This is a genomic window from Ciceribacter thiooxidans (assembly GCF_014126615.1).
GTDB classification, from domain to species: domain Bacteria; phylum Pseudomonadota; class Alphaproteobacteria; order Rhizobiales; family Rhizobiaceae; genus Allorhizobium; species Allorhizobium thiooxidans.
Window position 1 is genome coordinate 3,523,634 of sequence record NZ_CP059896.1, and the last position, 17,294, is coordinate 3,540,927.

The 17,294-nt window shown below is 59.7% G+C and carries 13 protein-coding genes; 7 read left to right on the top strand and 6 right to left on the bottom strand.

The annotated features are described in order from the left end of the window. Nucleotides 1-10: 10 nt before the first annotated feature. A complete protein-coding gene (locus H4I97_RS17450) occupies nt 11-526 on the bottom strand; it encodes an LPS assembly lipoprotein LptE (protein ID WP_182305853.1) in 516 nt (171 codons plus the stop codon). Next, the gene (gene leuS, locus H4I97_RS17455) at nt 516-3,143 is read right to left on the bottom strand and encodes a leucine--tRNA ligase (RefSeq protein WP_182305854.1); all 2,628 of its coding nucleotides are present in this window, start codon (nt 3,141-3,143) and stop codon (nt 516-518) included. The genes H4I97_RS17450 and leuS overlap by 11 nt, the downstream gene beginning before the upstream one ends. 199 nt (nt 3,144-3,342) lie before the next feature. Here leuS and H4I97_RS17460 point away from each other — a divergent pair, with 199 nt between their 5' ends. Both H4I97_RS17460 and H4I97_RS17465 read left to right on the top strand, forming a co-directional pair. Then, a complete protein-coding gene (locus tag H4I97_RS17460) occupies nt 3,343-4,002 on the top strand; it encodes a YggS family pyridoxal phosphate-dependent enzyme (RefSeq protein WP_182305855.1) in 660 nt (219 codons plus the stop codon). A 114-nt stretch (nt 4,003-4,116) separates the two neighbouring features. Then, complete coding sequence (locus H4I97_RS17465; RefSeq protein ID WP_182305856.1) at nt 4,117-6,024, top strand: propionyl-CoA synthetase; 1,908 nt, start codon at nt 4,117-4,119, stop codon at nt 6,022-6,024. 85 nt (nt 6,025-6,109) lie between these two features. On the opposite strand, the gene H4I97_RS17470 is transcribed toward H4I97_RS17465, so the two are convergent. Continuing rightward, nucleotides 6,110-6,811 carry a DUF1013 domain-containing protein gene (locus H4I97_RS17470; RefSeq protein ID WP_182305857.1) on the bottom strand — a complete coding sequence of 234 codons (702 nt, stop codon included), beginning with the start codon at nt 6,809-6,811 and terminating at the stop codon, nt 6,110-6,112. Between the two features lie 236 nt (nt 6,812-7,047). On the opposite strand from H4I97_RS17470, the gene acs reads away from it, so the two are divergent. Next, the gene (acs, locus tag H4I97_RS17475) at nt 7,048-9,003 is read left to right on the top strand and encodes an acetate--CoA ligase (protein ID WP_182305858.1); all 1,956 of its coding nucleotides are present in this window, start codon (nt 7,048-7,050) and stop codon (nt 9,001-9,003) included. A 64-nt stretch (nt 9,004-9,067) separates the two neighbouring features. Here acs and H4I97_RS17480 read toward each other — a convergent pair whose 3' ends face one another. Further along, entirely contained in the window at nt 9,068-9,454 is a 387-nt protein-coding gene (locus H4I97_RS17480) for a thermonuclease family protein (RefSeq protein ID WP_244658672.1), read from the bottom strand. 110 nt (nt 9,455-9,564) lie between these two features. Continuing rightward, nucleotides 9,565-9,795, bottom strand: a complete 231-nt coding sequence (locus tag H4I97_RS17485; RefSeq protein WP_244658673.1) for a DUF1674 domain-containing protein — start codon at nt 9,793-9,795, stop codon at nt 9,565-9,567. 122 nt (nt 9,796-9,917) lie between these two features. On the opposite strand from H4I97_RS17485, the gene htpX reads away from it, so the two are divergent. From htpX to purH, 4 genes are all read left to right on the top strand, one after another. Then, nucleotides 9,918-10,877 carry a zinc metalloprotease HtpX gene (gene htpX / locus H4I97_RS17490; protein ID WP_182305861.1) on the top strand — a complete coding sequence of 320 codons (960 nt, stop codon included), beginning with the start codon at nt 9,918-9,920 and terminating at the stop codon, nt 10,875-10,877. Further along, nucleotides 10,868-12,274: an RsmB/NOP family class I SAM-dependent RNA methyltransferase gene (locus H4I97_RS17495; protein ID WP_378143140.1), complete on the top strand. Its 1,407-nt coding sequence runs from the start codon at nt 10,868-10,870 to the stop codon at nt 12,272-12,274. Before htpX ends, H4I97_RS17495 begins: the two co-directional genes overlap by 10 nt. 161 nt (nt 12,275-12,435) lie before the next feature. Next, entirely contained in the window at nt 12,436-14,112 is a 1,677-nt protein-coding gene (locus tag H4I97_RS17500; RefSeq protein ID WP_182305863.1) for a heparinase II/III family protein, read from the top strand. A gap of 95 nt (nt 14,113-14,207) precedes the next feature. After that, the gene (purH, locus tag H4I97_RS17505; protein ID WP_182305864.1) at nt 14,208-15,824 is read left to right on the top strand and encodes a bifunctional phosphoribosylaminoimidazolecarboxamide formyltransferase/IMP cyclohydrolase; all 1,617 of its coding nucleotides are present in this window, start codon (nt 14,208-14,210) and stop codon (nt 15,822-15,824) included. Between the two features lie 50 nt (nt 15,825-15,874). Here purH and H4I97_RS17510 read toward each other — a convergent pair whose 3' ends face one another. After that, nucleotides 15,875-17,263 carry an MFS transporter gene (locus H4I97_RS17510; RefSeq protein ID WP_244658801.1) on the bottom strand — a complete coding sequence of 463 codons (1,389 nt, stop codon included), beginning with the start codon at nt 17,261-17,263 and terminating at the stop codon, nt 15,875-15,877. Nucleotides 17,264-17,294 lie beyond the last annotated feature (31 nt).

Below are 17,294 nucleotides of genomic sequence, written 5' to 3' on the forward strand. Positions count from 1 at the left end.
GCACGATTGCTCAGCGCCCAATGATCGTCGCGATATCGGCTCGGATAAGCTCGGCCAACTGATGAGCACCCCGGTCTTCCGCATCGCGTATCGCGCGCAGCTTGGCAAACTCCTGCTCGGGATAGTCGACTGGTGCAACAATCTGTCGACGGCCGGCACGCAGGACCGTCCCGTCCGAGGTCCGCGTGAGCGTATAATCGGCCGAAACAATCACCCGTCCCGCTTTCGGAACGTCAGAAGATTGCTCGAGAAGTACTCCCATCGTCCTCGACTCGACCTTCATATCGACCGTGTACTGCGGAGCCGCCGGTTCTCCGGCACCTCCTCCCGTCAGAAATATCAATTGATTGCGGACCTCCTGGCCGACTCGGCTGTCGGCCTGCGAGTAGGCGATCGACCCCAAGTTTTCCGCCCTGCCAGGCACTCCGTCATGCAGCGGACGAACCTGACAGCCAGCCACCCCCACAGCCAAGCTCAAGCCGAGCAAAATCCTCCGGATCTGACGAGCGATGCTTTCAGACGACAATGTTGACGATCCTCTGAGGTACCACGATGATCTTCTTCGGCGCCTGCCCGTTCAAGGCGACCTTGACGGCATCCAGGGCGAGGACCGCATTCTGTACCGAGATTTGATCCGCCTCGCGAGCGATTGTCAATTCCGCGCGCTTCTTTCCGTTGATCTGCACCGGCAGGACAATTTCGTTCTCGGTGACCAGGTCAGGATCGTATGTCGGCCACGGCGCCTGGGCGACCATGCCCGCATTGCCGAGCGCTCTCCAGCACTCTTCTGCCAAGTGTGGTGTCATCGGAGCGATCAGGTGGACGAGGATGTTCGCCGCGTCCTTGACCGCAGCTAGGTAGGCCCTGTCGGCACCACCGGCTGCTACTCTCGTCAGCGGGGTTGCGAGCGCGTTCACGAACTCGTAGATGCGTGCGACAGCCTTATTGAAGGCGAGCTTGTCGTAGTCGGCCTGAACCGCCTTCAGGGTCTTGTGCGCGATTTGCGATATGGCGAGCCCGTCGCCTTCCTTAGCCGGATTCGCGTTACACTCGCTCATTTGCTCGGAAGCTTCGGAAATCAGACGCCATGCTCGTTGTACAAAACGATGTGCGCCTTCCACCCCCGATTCCGACCAGATGACGTCGCGATCGGGCGGCGAATCTGAAAGCACAAAGAAGCGCGCGGTATCGGCCCCGTAGGAGGCGATGATGTCGTCCGGGTCGACCACGTTCTTCTTCGACTTGGACATCTTTTCGATTGAACCAATCGTGACCTCTTCGCCGGTGGCGATCAGAACGGCGCGACGGATGCCATCGACCTCTTCGACGCGGATGTCGGCCGGCGCCACCCACTGGCCCTGTGCGCCGGAGCCGAGCTTATAGGTTTCGTGCACCACCATACCCTGGGTGAACAGGCCCTTGAAGGGTTCGCTGAGGTTCACGTGACCGGTCTCGCGCATTGCTCGGGTGAAGAAGCGCGAATAGAGCAGGTGCAGGATCGCGTGTTCGATACCGCCGATATACTGGTCGACCGGCAGCCAGTGGTCGGCGATCGCCGGAACGGTCGGCAGGTCCTCGTGCGGTGCCGTAAAGCGGGCGAAATACCAACTCGAATCGACGAAGGTATCCATAGTGTCGGTCTCGCGCCGGGCATCCTTCCCGCATTTCGGGCAGGCCACATGGCGCCAGGTCGGATGGCGATCGAGCGGATTGCCAGGGACGTCGAAGGCGACGTCGTCCGGCAGTCTGACCGGCAGGTCCTTCTTTGGCACTGATACGACACCGCAGTCGTCGCAGTGGATGACCGGAATCGGGCAACCCCAATAGCGCTGGCGTGAAATGCCCCAGTCGCGCAGGCGGAACTGCACCTTGCGTTCGCCCTGCGGTGAATTGCCCAGCATGGTAGAAGACAGGCGGTCTGCCACCACCTTGAAGGCGACCTCCGTGTCGAGACCATTGAGAAAGCGCGAATTGATCATCACGCCGTCACCGTCATAGGCGGTGTCGCCGACCGTGAAGGTCGTAGCGTCGCCGTCCTTCGGCATAACCACCGGCACGACCGGCAGATCATACTTGCGGGCGAAGTCGAGGTCACGTTGGTCGCCGGACGGGCATCCGAAGATCGCGCCGGTGCCGTATTCCATCAGCACGAAATTGGCGACGTAAACCGGCAGTTCCCAGGCGGGATCGAAGGGATGGCGAACCTTGATACCGGTATCGACCCCCTTCTTCTCGGCCGTCTCCAGCGCGGCGAGCGAGGTGCCGGCCCGGCGGCATTCCTCGCAGAAGGCGGCGATCTCGGCATTGCCTTCGGCGACGGCCCTGGCCAGGGGGTGATCGGCCGCAATTGCCAGGAAGGAAGCGCCGAACAGCGTGTCGGGCCGTGTGGTGTAGACCGTGATCTCGGAATGCCCGTCCGGAGCCGCGCCGGCGATCTCCCAGCGAAGCGTCAGGCCTTCCGAACGTCCGATCCAGTTCTTCTGCATCAAACGCACTTTTTCCGGCCACTGGTCGAGCGTGTCGAGCGCATCAAGCAGGTCCTGGCTGAAGTCGGTGATCTTGAAGAACCACTGCGTCAGTTCGCGCTGTTCGACGAGAGCACCAGAACGCCAGCCGCGGCCTTCGATCACCTGCTCGTTGGCGAGCACGGTCTGGTCGACCGGATCCCAGTTGACCTTCGACTGCTTGCGGTAAACCAGACCCTTTTCCATCATGTCGAGGAACAGATACTGCTGGCGATGGTAGTATTCGACGTCGCAGGTCGCGAATTCACGGGACCAGTCCAGCGAAAGACCCATCGACTTCAGCTGGCCGCGCATCGTCGCGATATTCTGATAGGTCCAGTCCTTCGGATGAACCTTGTTCTGCATTGCCGCGTTCTCGGCCGGCATGCCGAACGCATCCCATCCCATCGGATGCAGGACGTTGTAACCGCGAGCGCGCTTGTAGCGGGCGACAACATCGCCCATGGCGTAGTTGCGCACATGGCCCATGTGAATGCGTCCCGATGGATACGGGAACATCTCTAGCACGTAATATTTCTCGCGCTTGTCGTTGTTGTCCGTGACGAAAACGCCAGCTTCGGACCATTTCGCCTGCCAACGAGGTTCGGCGTCGCGCGGATTGTAACGTTCGGTAGCCATTTGTCGCATTTCCGGAAAATCAAGGAGAGTCGGCGTGACCTTCACCACGAAACCGGCCAAGCGTCAAGTTTTCCGGGCACTTCGGTGGCGGAAAGCTCCGCCGGATACGCCGCTGCAGGTTGCGATCGAAGCGGCTTGCTTCAGGGACGCACCAAGGGTGATTATATCGGCCGTGAGTCGATTGACCGGAAGGACAGAAATGACAGTCACAGAGCAGCTAGACGGGGTGGTGGATCGAGTCGCTTCGGCGGCGAGAAGGGCAGGTCGTGAGCCGGATTCAGTGCAGCTCGTCGCGGTATCGAAGACCTTTCCGGCTGACGTGATCCGCTCGGCGATTGCCCGTGGTCAGAGGGTGTTCGGCGAGAACCGCGTGCAGGAAGCGCAACAGAAATGGCCGCAGCTGAAGGCGGAGACTGGAGGGATAGAGCTTCATCTCATCGGGCCGCTGCAGTCCAACAAAGCTGCTGATGCCGTTGCGCTTTTCGATGTGATAGAGACGGTTGATCGAGAGAAGATTGCCCGTGTCCTGAGTGAGGAAACGAAACGGCAGGGGCGCTCACTGCGCTTCTATATCCAGGTAAACACAGGGCTCGAACCGCAAAAAGCAGGTCTCGCACCGGACGAGACCGTCGAATTCGTCCGGTTCTGTGACGAGGAACTCGGCATGAAGGTCGAGGGACTTATGTGCATTCCTCCGGCCGGAGAGAATCCCGGTCCGCATTTTGCGCTGCTTGCAAAGCTGGGCGCGGAGTGCGGTTTGAGCAAACTCTCCATGGGAATGTCGGGTGATTTCGATACCGCTATCGAGTTCGGGGCGACTAGTGTTCGGGTCGGATCGGCGATCTTCGGCACGCGGTAACCACCTCAGCGACGATAGCCCACGCAGGCCATAGGCTTTCGTCTGACTTTCCAGCTTGCGAGCGCCTGCCTAATATCCCGCCAATCTTGCAAAGAGTTGGTTCGGGAGGACGTCATGGAGAGCAAGTACCGGGATACCTACCGCTCGTGGGAGCGTGATCCGGAAGCGTTCTGGGGGGAGCAAGCGGCCAAGATCGACTGGTTTCGCCCTGCCGACAAGGTGTTCGACGCGGGCATGGGCGCCTATGGTCGCTGGTTCGTGGGTGCGGAAACAAATACTTGCCACAACTGTCTTGACCGGCACGTTGCTGCTGGCCGCGGCGAACAGGCTGCAATCATCTACGATAGCCCGATGACGGGCGAGAAGAGGCGTTTCACCTACAACGAGGTGTTGACGGAAGTCACGGCGATCGCGGCCGTTCTCAGGAACCACGGCGTGACCAAGGGCGACCGGGTCATCATTTACATGCCTATGATTCCCGAGGCGGTCTTCTCCATGCTGGCCTGTGCGCGGCTGGGCGCCATTCACTCGGTTGTGTTCGGCGGGTTTGCAGCACATGAACTTGCGACTCGTATCGATGACTCGAAGGCGAAGGTGATCATCAGCGCGAGTTGCGGTCTCGAGCCCGGCCGTATCGTGCCGTACAAGCCACTTCTCGATCATGCTATCGATATGGCCCAGGTAAAGCCCGAATACTGCTTCGTTCTGCAACGCGATCAACTACATGCACCGCTGCGGTATGAGCATGGTGACGTCGACTTCGCCAAAGCTGTCGAAATCGAGCGGGCGAACGGCACCGACGTCCATTGCGAGCCCGTGCTCGCGACAGATCCGCTTTATGTCCTCTATACCTCGGGTACCACGGGACAACCGAAGGGCGTCGTTCGCGACAACGGCGGGCACATGGTTGCGCTACAGTGGACGATGGAGAACATCTACGGGGTCGCTCCCGGGGAGGTGTTCTGGGCGGCATCGGACATCGGCTGGGTCGTCGGTCATTCCTATATCGTCTACGCGCCTCTTCTTGCGGGAAACACCACGGTTATCTTCGAAGGCAAACCTGTCGGCACGCCCGACGCCGGAACGTTCTGGCGTGTTGTTTCCGAGCATGACGTGAAGGCACTATTCACCGCGCCTACCGCCTTCCGGGCCATCCGTCGTGACGATCCCGACGGCGAACATATCCGGCGCTATGATCTCTCGGGCCTCCGTTCGCTGTTTCTTGCCGGTGAACGCGCCGATCCGGAAACGATCAAATGGGCGGAGAGGATGCTGGAGGTTCCGGTAATCGATCATTGGTGGCAGACGGAGACCGGCTGGCCGATGGCGGCCAATCCGGCGGGCCTCGGCCTTTTGCCGGTCAAATATGGCTCTCCCACCGTGGCGATGCCCGGATATGCAATCGACGTGCTCGACGATGCCGGCCACCCCGTACTGAAGGGGACGCTCGGCAACATCGTCGTAAAACTTCCCCTGCCCCCCGGTTGCCTGGTCACATTCTGGAACGCGGAGGAACGTTTCCACTCCTCCTGTCTCGAGGAGTTTCCCGGTTACTACAAGACCGCCGACGCGGGGATGGTCGACGATGACGGCTACGTCTTCGTTATGGCCCGGACTGACGACATCATCAATTGCGCCGGCCATCGCCTTTCTACGGGTGCCATGGAAGAGGTCTGCGCCATGCATCCGGATGTCGCCGAATGCGCGGTCATCGGTATCGCCGACGACCTCAAGGGTCAGATTCCCTGCGGCTTCCTCGTCCTGAAGAACAACGTCTCGCGTGACTTTTCGACCATAGAGCGTGAAGTCGTCCAACTCGTCCGTGATGAGATCGGCCCGGTGGCAGCGTTCAAGACCGTCATGAAGGTCGAGCGGCTGCCGAAGACCCGATCCGGCAAAATCCTGCGCGGGACGATGCAGAAGATTGCCGACGGCCTGCCCTGGAAGATGCCGGCCACGATCGACGATCCTGTCATTCTCGACGAGATCAGCGCCGTTCTCAGGCAACACGGTCACGGCTGATCGCCGGCACGTCGAGCCGCCACGCTTGGCAAACGAAAAAGCCCGCGACTGGCGGGGCTTTGAAATGTCGGGCGATGAAAGCGGCTCAGTAGAGGTCGTCTTCTTCGTCGTCCTTGCGGTCCGATTTCAGCGACTTCAGCTTGGCGAAAACCGCATTGGCGTCGATTTCCTTCTCCTCGTCCTGAGAGAAGTCATAGCCAAGGTTTTCAGTCTCGGTCGCCGACTGGAGGGTTGCGCCGAGTTCGGCAGCGGTCGGCAACGGCCGGCCTTTGGATGCCTTCTCGACTTCCATATCGAGATCAATCTGGCTGCAAAGCCCAAGGGTGACCGGGTCCATCGGCGTGAGGTTCGCCGAGTTCCAGTGGGTACGGTCGCGAATCTGTTCGATCGTGCTCTTGGTGGTGCCAACCAACCGCGAAATTTGCGCGTCCTTCAACTCAGGATGGTTGCGCACGAGCCAGAGGATGGCGTTCGGCCGGTCCTGCCGCTTGGAAACGGGCGTATAGCGGGGACCACGACGCTTGGAGTCCGGAACACGTACCTTCGGCTCCTGCAGCTTCAGCTTGTAGTTCGAGTCGGCTTCCGCGCGGGCGATCTCCTCACGGGAAAGCTGCCCGGTTGCGATCGGGTCCAGGCCCTTGATGCCTTGCGCTGCCTCACCGTCCGCGATGGCCTTGACCTCGAGTGGGTGAAGCTTGCAGAACTGTGCGATCTGATCGAACGACAATGCCGTGTTATCGACCAGCCATACGGCCGTTGCCTTTGGCATGAGCAATGTCTGAGCCATGGAAATAGTCCTTCTTTGCGTCCGCGCCGGGGGCCGCGGGCCGTGGGTATCAACCACAATTTCCGGAGAATAATGAGCTGTATACCCTCATTAAACGGCAATTGCAATTCTTCCTAAAACGGATGACCTTTGTCTAATTGCTGGGTCTGTATGACCTGCTATGAATGTGGCACATATGGCCGAAAACGGGAGTTCGGCGTCCAGACCAATTGGCGTTTCTACATGAGGAGGAGTTCATGTCAGCCAAAATCTATCCGGTCCTAAAGGCGGCGAGGAGCCGAGCCTTGGTCGACAACGAAAAATACCTGAAGTGGTATGAGGAGAGCACTGAGGATCCGGAGAAGTTCTGGGACAAGCACGGCAAGCGGATCGACTGGTTCAAGCCTTACACGAAGGTCAAGAACACCAACTTCAAGGGTAAGGTTTCGATCAAGTGGTATGAAGACGGTCTGACGAACGTCTCTTACAATTGCATCGACCGTCACCTGAAGACCCACGGCGAGCGCACAGCGATCATCTGGGAAGGTGACAATCCATACATCGACAAGAAGATCACCTACAATCAGCTTTACGAGCATGTCTGCCGCCTTGCGAACGTGCTGAAGGCGAACGGCGTCAAGAAGGGCGATCGCGTCACCATCTATATGCCGATGATTCCGGAAGCGGCTTACGCCATGCTGGCGTGTGCTCGCATCGGCGCGGTACATTCGGTGGTCTTCGGCGGATTCTCTCCGGAAGCTCTGGCGGGGCGCATCGTCGACTGTGAGTCGACCTTCGTTATCACATGCGACGAAGGCCTCCGCGGCGGCAAGCCCGTGCCGCTGAAGGAGAACACGGATACGGCGATCGATATCGCCGCGAAGCAGTTCGTCATTGTCAACAAGGTCCTGGTTGTTCGGCGTACGGGCGGCAAGATCGAGTGGGCTCCAGGCCGCGACATCTGGTATCATCAAGAGATTGCCAAGGTGAAGCCCGACTGCCCGCCGGTCAAAATGCGAGCCGAGGACCCCCTCTTCATCCTCTATACCTCTGGTTCAACCGGCAAACCGAAGGGTGTCGTACATACGACGGGCGGCTATCTCGTTTATGCCGCGATGACGCACGAGTATGTGTTCGATTACAAGGACGGCGAGATCTATTGGTGTACGGCGGATGTCGGTTGGGTGACCGGTCACTCCTACATCGTCTATGGGCCGCTTGCGAACTGTGCGACGACGCTGATGTTCGAAGGGGTGCCGAATTTCCCCGATCAGGGCCGATTCTGGGAAGTGATCGACAAGCACAAGGTGAACGTTTTCTACACCGCTCCGACGGCGATCCGTTCGTTGATGGGCGCCGGCGACCATTTCGTGAAGCGGTCGAGCCGTTCGAGCCTCCGTCTGCTGGGGTCGGTCGGCGAGCCGATCAATCCGGAAGCCTGGGAGTGGTACTATAATACGGTGGGTGACGAGCGTTGCCCGATCGTGGATACCTGGTGGCAGACGGAAACGGGCGGCATCCTGATCACGCCGCTGCCGGGTGCTACGGACCTCAAGCCCGGCTCCGCGACGCGACCATTCTTCGGAATCAAGCCACAGCTCGTCGACAACGAGGGCAATGTGCTTGAGGGGGCAGCCGACGGCAATCTCTGCATCGTCGACAGTTGGCCGGGTCAGGCAAGATCGATCTATGGTGATCACCATCGTTTCGCGCAGACCTACTTCTCGACGTACAAGGGCAAGTACTTCACCGGTGACGGGTGCCGCCGCGACGAAGACGGCTATTACTGGATCACCGGACGCGTGGACGACGTTCTCAACGTATCCGGTCATCGGCTCGGTACCGCCGAAGTCGAGTCCGCCCTCGTGTCGCATCATCTGGTCTCCGAGGCAGCGGTGGTCGGCTATCCGCATCCGATCAAGGGCCAGGGCATCTACTGCTACGTCACCCTGATGGCAGATCACGCCGGCGATGACACGCTACGCCAGGATCTCCTCAAGCATGTGCGAGCGGAAATCGGCCCCATCGCCACGCCGGACAAGATCCAGTTTGCTCCGGGATTGCCGAAAACTCGCTCCGGCAAGATCATGCGGCGCATCTTGCGCAAGATCGCTGAGGACGATTTTGGCTCCCTCGGCGATACCTCGACGCTGGCCGATCCGAGTGTCGTCGACGACCTGATCGCCAACCGGCAAAATCGCAATGGTCAGTAGATGATCTGACAAGAGCGTTCAGAAAGGCCGTCCCACGATGTCGTGGGGCGGTCTTTCTTTTTCTTTACTCGCAGGGGTGCGTATGTTTCCGGCCGCCGTCATACGGCTCAACAAGGCCGGAGGCGAGCAAGACATCCGCGACGCTTCGTCCATCCTCCAAGCGGATATCGGCAAGCACTCGCCCGTAATATTTGTCGCCGGAAATTGAGAGCAGCGCGACCTTTCCTGTGATGAGGGAAGAGAGGGCATCCCGCGCCTGCCGCGCGGCAAAGCGGATCGCTTCGCATTTTGCGTGCAGTTCCGGTGCGTCAATTCCGCGCAGCCGCACATAGGTCTCGATGCTGTGTTCTGGCCACGGAGCGGCATTGACCAGTAGCGTATCTCCATCGACGACGCGAATGAGCTTCGCTTCCACTGGCCCCGAGATCAAGTGGTTTTCGGACGCCGCCACGGGGCTCCCGGTCAAGGCCGTTAAAAGCAGGAGTGACGAAAGGGAAGTCGAGCGCATGAAAAGGAATATATTCCGATTAGCTTGCATCGACAATAGGTATTTATTCCCCGTCAAAAGTCGATGGCGCGACCCTTGATCTCCCAGTCGCCGAAACGTGCGGGATCAGGGCCACCTCGCCCACCGATCTCCTTTGCGGGTTCGACTGCAGCTTCACTGCGGCGTCTTTCCTCGGCCTCCTTCAGCGCACGTATGGCCGCGGCAGATAAGTTCTTCTTCACAGGCTGCTCGGCGGCGGGGCTGTTGTCGGAGGGAGAACGCGGTTGGTCTTGCAGGGGTGTCATGTCCGTTCGTATCCGCATGTATCGGCGCTCGGCAACATTGAAATCGCCAGCTCAAATTTTAAATCATAATGTAGCTGCTGCAGCCGGTGATGTCCAACTGCAGAAAGTCTGAGGAGCAAAACATGAACTTCATGCGCACCGCGATGCTGCTCGCGTCTATGACGGCACTGTTCATGGGCGTCGGCTATCTGTTAGGTGGTCAGAGTGGCATGGTCATCGCGCTGATGATCGCCGCAGGCATGAACTTCTTTTCCTATTGGAACTCCGATCGAATGGTGCTCGCCGCTTACCGGGCACAGGAGATTGACGAGAACAATGCCCCGGAATTCTTTCGGATCATCCGGGATCTGGCACATCGCGCGGGTCTGCCAATGCCGCGCGTCTACGTTTTCGACAGTCCGCAGCCGAATGCGTTTGCCACTGGACGCAATCCGCAGAATGCGGCCGTAGCCGCCTCAACCGGCCTCCTGAACCGCCTGACGACGGAAGAGGTGGCCGGCGTCATGGCGCACGAACTTGCGCACGTCGAGAATCGTGACACGCTGACCATGACGATTACGGCGACGCTCGCCGGCGCGATTTCCATGCTCGGTAATTTCGCTTTCTTCTTCGGCGGCCGCCGCGACGAGAACAACCCCCTCGGCTTGGTTGGGCTGCTCGTTACGATGATTGTCGCTCCTCTTGCGGCCATGTTGGTTCAGATGGCGATCAGCCGTACCCGCGAATATGCCGCGGACCGTCGTGGCGCCGAGATCTGCGGCGATCCCCGGTGGCTTGCGTCCGCCCTCCGCAAGATTGCGAACGACAGCGCCCAGATAGTCAACGAGGACGCCGAGCGTAATCCTGCGACGGCGCACATGTTCATAATCAATCCCTTGAGCGGCGAACGCATGGACAACCTTTTTTCGACCCATCCAAACACGGAAAACCGCATTGCGGAGCTGATGCGGATGGCAGAAAGCACAGGCTCGGTATCGACGTGGTCCAATTCCGCTGTTAAGCCGACCCGCAAGTCGCGCTCTGTTCCAGATACCGGGCGTGGCCGCGTTGATTCGCAACCGCCCAAGGGACCGTGGTCTTGAACGACAGAGACAAGAATAAGAAAGCCAAGGTCGGCAAGGCAAGAAACAAGGATAGTCACGCTGATTTCCGCCGACCTGCCTTGGAAGAGAAAGCCGGGCTGGACGCGAGAATAGCGGCTGCCAAAATCCTTGCGGCTGTGGTCGATCGCCGGACACCTCTGGACGGTATGCTGGATGCGGAGCACGGCAATCCGGCGTATAGAGCGCTCATCGAGCCGGATCGTGCGCTGGTTCGGGCGATAGTCCAGGCTGCGCTCAGGCATTTGCCGCGAATCGAAGCGATTCTCTCATCGCTTCTCGACTCGCCTTTGCCTGAAGGCGCCCGATCGTTGCATCACCTGCTCGTGATTGCGATGACTCAGATGATGTATCTCGACGTTCCGGACCACTCGGCCGTCGACCTCGCCGTCGAACAGGCGACGCGGGACCCTCGCAACAGACGGTTTGCAAAGCTCGTCAACGCCGTGCTGCGCAGATTGGGGCGGGAGAAGGCGGAGCGCCTCGCGAGTGTCGCATCGCTTCCCTCAACGCCGAAATGGTTTTTCGATCGTCTTGTCAAAGTATACGGAGCCGATGTGGCAGCGCAGATTGCCGAGGTCCACGGTCGTCCCGCGCCTATCGATATCACCGTGAAGAGCAATCCGGAGGTATGGGCAGAGCGTCTTAATGGATGCGTTCTGCCGACGGGCAGTGTGCGCCTTGCCGAGTTTCGTGGTGGAATTCCGACGCTTGAAGGTTTTGCTGACGGCGAATGGTGGGTGCAGGATGCCGCCGCTGCTTTGCCTGCCCGGCTTCTTGGCGATATCTCCGGAAAGCGGGTGGCTGATCTCTGCGCGGCACCCGGCGGAAAGACGGCGCAGCTTATCCAGGCCGGAGCGATCGTCACTGCTGTTGAGCAGTCAGAAAGCCGCATACGGCGTCTGAAGAGCAATCTGAATCGCCTGCATCTCGAGTGCGAATGCGTGAACGCCAGTCTGCTTGATTTTCGGCCGTCCGAACTCTTCGACGGCGTTTTGCTCGATGCGCCCTGCTCGTCAACGGGTACTGCGAGACGGCACCCCGACGTGCTTTGGACTAAAGGTCCGGAGGACGTGGCGAAACTCGCCAGCCTCCAGGAAACGCTTCTCCGGCATGCTCTGACGCTGGTGCGACCCGGCGGCCGTCTCGTTTTCTCGAACTGCTCGCTCGATCCTTCCGAGGGAGAGGAGGTCGTCGCGCGCGTGCTCGCCGACACGCCCGGCTATCGCCGGGAGCCGATCGTCGCTGTCGACTGGCCGGGACTGGAGGATGCCGTGACTCCGCTCGGGGAGTTGCGAACCACGCCGGCGATGCTGACACCAGAGGACGCCGAAGGTGGAATCGACGGTTTCTACGCCTGCGTTCTCTCGCGCAGTTAACGGAATATTTACCAAAATCGTTGCCATCATCCGGTGAATAACGACTAAATCGCTCAGCGCGCCGGTCGTTCATGCGCATGCATTTCGTGGGTACGAAATGGCGAGATCTCCGATGCGCATCTCGTCAGATTTCAGTGCTGCCGCGCTGTCATGGAAAAACAATGCGATTCACGGAACGCCAAAGGCTGGTTTATCTTTACCTCCGTGAAGCCTGGAGACGGATTTCCCGGCAAATTGCGATCGGGCACATCTCAGCTCTGCGCTTTGCAGGTTCGGGATCAGGTCGCCTGATCGTCGCACCCACTGACCTCAGGATCGTCGATCCGTTCGTGGCCGAAGAAATCCTCGTGCGGCGCTTTCCCCTTGCGGGCAAGATTCTGGACGCGGGTGACCGGTCGCCCTTCGAATTCGAACCACCTTCACAGTTGTTTGCAGTTCGTCTGCATTCCTTCGCGTGGCTCAGGCACGTACGCGCAGACAAATCACCAGGCGCCTGCGCCAATGCTCGCGCCATAGTTGATGACTGGATTCGATCCCACGGCACCCGCATTGGCGGACTTTCGTGGGACGCGGACGTAATCTCGCAGCGTGTCATTTCTTGGTTATCGCATTCTCCGGTTGTCCTGCAGGACGCTGAAGCCGGCTTCTACCGACGTTTCCTAGGCAATCTCGCCTTTCAGATCCGCTATCTCAACCAAATCGCTGATCATGTACCGGATGGGCTGCCGAGACTGAGAGTCCGGATTGCCCTCGCAATGGCTTCCATTTGCATGCAGATGCGAGGCATTTCCGTTCGCCGGGCGGCCCGACATCTCGACCGCGAGCTCGACCGGCAGATTCTCCCGGACGGCGGCCACATTTCGCGTAATCCGAACGTGGCCGTCGAACTCTTGTTCGATCTCCTGCCACTGCGCCAGACCTATATTAATCTTGGCCACGAAATACCAGTAAAGCTCATTCCGGCCGTCGACAGGATGTACCCTGCGGTACGCTTCTTTCGGCACGGCAGCGGTGATCTCGCTCTCTTCAACGGCGCAACCTCGATTCTCGCCAACGAGCTGATGTCCGTACTGCGCTACGACGAGACCGCTGGGCAACCCTTCAAGTCGCTGCCACATTCGCAGTACCACAGGCTCGCCGGTGGCTCGGCGGTAATCCTGGTCGACACCGGTTATCCGCGATCCACCGAGCTGTCGAAGACAGCCCATGCGGGCTGTCTCTCCTTCGAGCTTTCCTCCGGACGCCATCGCCTCATCGTCAACAGCGGTTCTCCCCGATTCGCGGGCGAGAGGCTGCGCCAGCTCGCGCGAACCACCGCCGCGCATTCCACCGTTTCGGTCAGTGAGACCTCTTCGGCGACGATTTCGCGTTCTCCCTTTCTCGGTCCTCTGATGATATCGGGCGTAACCGCGGTCGAGGTCACACGACAAACGGCAGCCGACGGCAGTGACCGGCTTTGCGCCCGTCACAACGGCTATCTTGTCAATTTCGGCCTCTGGCATGAGCGGGAACTACGGCTGAACGAGGCGGGCACGAAGGTCGCGGGGCGTGATCGCTTTCTGATGGTGAATGGCGAGCCACTACAAAGCGCGCCGCCTCCTGAAAGTGTTGCCCGCTTCCACATCCATCCGGCGGTGCATCTCGAACAGGTGGACGATCGTGTTGTTCATCTGATCGCTCCGGATGGCGAGATCTGGATGTTCTCCGTTCCGACAGGTGAGGTGGTTATCAGCGAGGACGTCTTCTTTGCCGATGCTTCGGGCGCACGTGCCTCCGAACAGCTCGAAATCGTCTTTGACGGCCCGGAAATCCGCTGGTTTCTCACCCATAAGGCTTAGGCCAGTTTCCTCTCGTTGCGAGCTATGCTAGGCGGCTGCCACACATGTTATTTTCCGCGCTGCCGCAGCACGCCCATCAGAATGGAGCAAAAACCATGGCCGTCGTTTCCAAGAAAATACCCGCTCCCGACCGGGTCAAAATCCAATCTGCCCTTCTCTCGGTCTCAGACAAGACCGGCATCGTCGATCTGGCCCGAGCGCTGAACGCGATGGGTGTACGACTTCTGTCAACCGGCGGTACTCACAAGGCGATTGCGGGTGCCGGCCTGCCGGTGACCGACGTCTCCGACGTCACCGAATTTCCGGAAATCATGGACGGACGAGTGAAGACGCTTCATCCGCGTGTCCATGGCGGTCTTCTCGCGATCCGCGACGACGTCGAGCACCAGCAGGCGATGCAGGAGCACGGTATTGATGCCATCGATCTCGCCGTCATCAATCTCTATCCGTTCGAGGAGGTTCGAGCCGCTGGAGGGGATTATCCGACGACCGTCGAGAACATCGATATCGGCGGCCCGGCGATGATCCGCGCGTCCGCGAAGAACCACGCTTATGTAACAATCGTAACCGATCCTGCGGATTACGAGCCTCTGCTTGCGGCGCTCACGTCCGACGATTGCCAGACAACCTATGCCCTTCGCCAGCAGTTCGCAGCGAAGGCATTCGCGCGGACGGCCGCCTACGATACGATGATCTCCAACTGGTTTGCCGATGCTCTTTCGATCGATGTTCCGGTGTATCGCACGATCGGCGGCGTTCTGAAGGAGAAGATGCGCTACGGCGAAAATCCGCATCAAAGTGCGGCATTCTACGTCACCGGTGACGATCGCCCGGGCGTCGCGAATGCTACCCTGCTACAGGGCAAGCAGCTCTCCTATAACAACATCAACGACACCGACGCGGCATTCGAGCTGGTGGCTGAGTTTGCGCCCGAAAACGGGCCGGCCTGCGCAATCATCAAGCACGCCAATCCCTGCGGCGTCGCAACCGGGCCGACGCTCGTCGATGCCTACAAGCGCGCCCTCGCCTGCGATTCCGTTTCTGCCTTCGGCGGCATCATCGCACTCAACCAGACACTCGACGCCGCGACCGCTGAAGAGATCGTCAAGCTCTTCACCGAGGTGATCATTGCGCCCGATGTCACTGAAGAAGCCAAGGCAATCATCGCCCGGAAAGCAAACCTTCGCCTCCTGACGACGGGTTGCCTCCCCGATCCGCGAGCGGCTGGCATCACGGCGAAGACCGTTTCCGGCGGGTTGCTGGTCCAGTCTCGCGACAATGTCGTCGTCGAAGATCTAGACCTTCGTGTCGTCACCAAGCGCGCGCCGACGCCGACCGAACTCGAGGACATGAAATTCGCGTTCAAGATCGCCAAGCACGTGAAGTCGAACGCGGTGATCTACGCCAAAGATGGGCAGACAGCGGGTATCGGCGCAGGCCAGATGAGTCGTGTCGATTCTGCGCGCATCGCCGCAATGAAGGCGCAAGACGCCGCCACGGCACTGGGCCTCGCACAGCCTTTGACGAGGGGTTCGGCGGTTGCCTCGGAAGCCTTCTATCCCTTTGCCGATGGTTTGCTCGCTGCCATCGCCGCAGGTGCGACGGCTGTTATCCAGCCGGGCGGCTCGATGCGCGATGAGGAAGTGATCGCGGCGGCTGACGAACATGACGTAGCGATGGTATTCACCGGCATTCGGCACTTCCGCCACTGATCATGGCAGCCCTGTTGCCTTCTTGGAGCCCGGTTTCGGCCGGGCTCTGTCTATTTTTGGCTCGTCGTGGGACTACTGACAGCCGGGTAAGGCGTGGCAAGCAACACGACAAAACCGCCCCCCAGGTAGATGAGAATGCTCGCCATCCCGACACGTGGTGAGCCGGTCCAATAGGTCAGCATCGAGAAGCTCAGGGTGGCCATAAAACTCGTGACGCGTCCGGACAGTGCATAAATGCCGAAGTAGCGCCCCGCTTCCTTCGGGGGAACACTGCGGGCGAGGTAAGAACGCGACGAAGCCTGAACGGGGCCGAAGGCTAGCCCGATAAGAACACCGAACAGGATATAGGTCTTCTCCGCGGCTGTTCCGAAAATACCGGGTGTGGACATCGCGGAGAGGTCGATGATGCCAAAGAACGTGTAGCCCGGGCCGGTCGAGATGATGCCGAACGTAGCGACGATCAGCAGAACCAGGCTGAGAAGCACTGTGAACTTCGAGCCGAACCGCCGGTCGATCGAACCGGCTACCAGACAGCCGAAGATCGCGACGACATTTAGAATTATGCCGTAGAGCCCGATTTCCATCGTCGACCACTGGAACATTGCCGCCGCAAAGACGCCGCCCAGCACCAACAGGCCGTTCACACCGTCCTGGTAGATCATGCGCCCGATCAGGAAGCGCGCGAGACCGGCTCTCGCCCTCAGTTCACCAAGCGTGTTGCCGAGTTCGCTCAAGCCGGTTCTCACGGCTTCGCGGAATGGTTTGCCCTTGGTCGCGTCCGGGGTGAAGAAGAACATCGGCAGGATGAAAACGAAATACCAGAGAGCCGATATCGGTCCCGTGATGCGCGCATCCTCGCCGGTAACCGGGTCCAGTCCGAAAAGTGGCGGTCGGCCGATCAGTGTCATTCCTGTCTCCGGGTTCGCCGCAAGCAGCGTCACCACAGCGATGAGAACGATGATCCCGCCGAGATAGCCGAGACCCCAAGCGATATTGGAGATCCTGCCCACCGTCTGCGGCGTAACGAGACGAGGCATCATGGAGTCGTTGAAAACGACGGAGAATTCGGCCGACACCGTGGCGAGAATGATCAAAATGACTGGGACGATAACCGGCGAACCCGGGGCAGCGGTCCAGAGCAAGCTGAGACTGATGATCTTGATGACTGCGAAAAAGGCAATCCACGGCTTGCGGCTGCCCGACTGATCGGCAATCGATCCGAGGACAGGCGAGAGAATGGCGATGATGACGGACGCGATCGTCGCCGTATTGCTCCACGTCGCTTGGGCGGAAACCGGGTCGGCGGTCATTCTCGAGACGAAGTAGGGTCCGAAGATGAATGTCGTAACCACTGTAAAAAAGGGCTGGGCTGCCCAATCGAACAGCATCCAGCCCAAAATTCCGCGGGCGGGCACCTCTGCGGTTCCCGCTGCCGACATCTCCGTTTCAACCGTCACCAAACTCTTCCCC

Coding starts and splice junctions, on each gene's coding strand:
- leuS (WP_182305854.1), bottom strand. CDS start 3,143: ATGGCTACCGAACGTTACAATCCGCGCGACGCCGAACCTCGTTGGCAG.
- H4I97_RS17460 (WP_182305855.1), top strand. CDS start 3,343: ATGACAGTCACAGAGCAGCTAGACGGGGTGGTGGATCGAGTCGCTTCG.
- H4I97_RS17465 (WP_182305856.1), top strand. CDS start 4,117: ATGGAGAGCAAGTACCGGGATACCTACCGCTCGTGGGAGCGTGATCCG.
- H4I97_RS17470 (WP_182305857.1), bottom strand. CDS start 6,811: ATGGCTCAGACATTGCTCATGCCAAAGGCAACGGCCGTATGGCTGGTC.
- acs (WP_182305858.1), top strand. CDS start 7,048: ATGTCAGCCAAAATCTATCCGGTCCTAAAGGCGGCGAGGAGCCGAGCC.
- H4I97_RS17485 (WP_244658673.1), bottom strand. CDS start 9,795: ATGACACCCCTGCAAGACCAACCGCGTTCTCCCTCCGACAACAGCCCC.
- htpX (WP_182305861.1), top strand. CDS start 9,918: ATGAACTTCATGCGCACCGCGATGCTGCTCGCGTCTATGACGGCACTG.
- H4I97_RS17500 (WP_182305863.1), top strand. CDS start 12,436: ATGCGATTCACGGAACGCCAAAGGCTGGTTTATCTTTACCTCCGTGAA.
- purH (WP_182305864.1), top strand. CDS start 14,208: ATGGCCGTCGTTTCCAAGAAAATACCCGCTCCCGACCGGGTCAAAATC.
- H4I97_RS17510 (WP_244658801.1), bottom strand. CDS start 17,263: ATGTCGGCAGCGGGAACCGCAGAGGTGCCCGCCCGCGGAATTTTGGGC.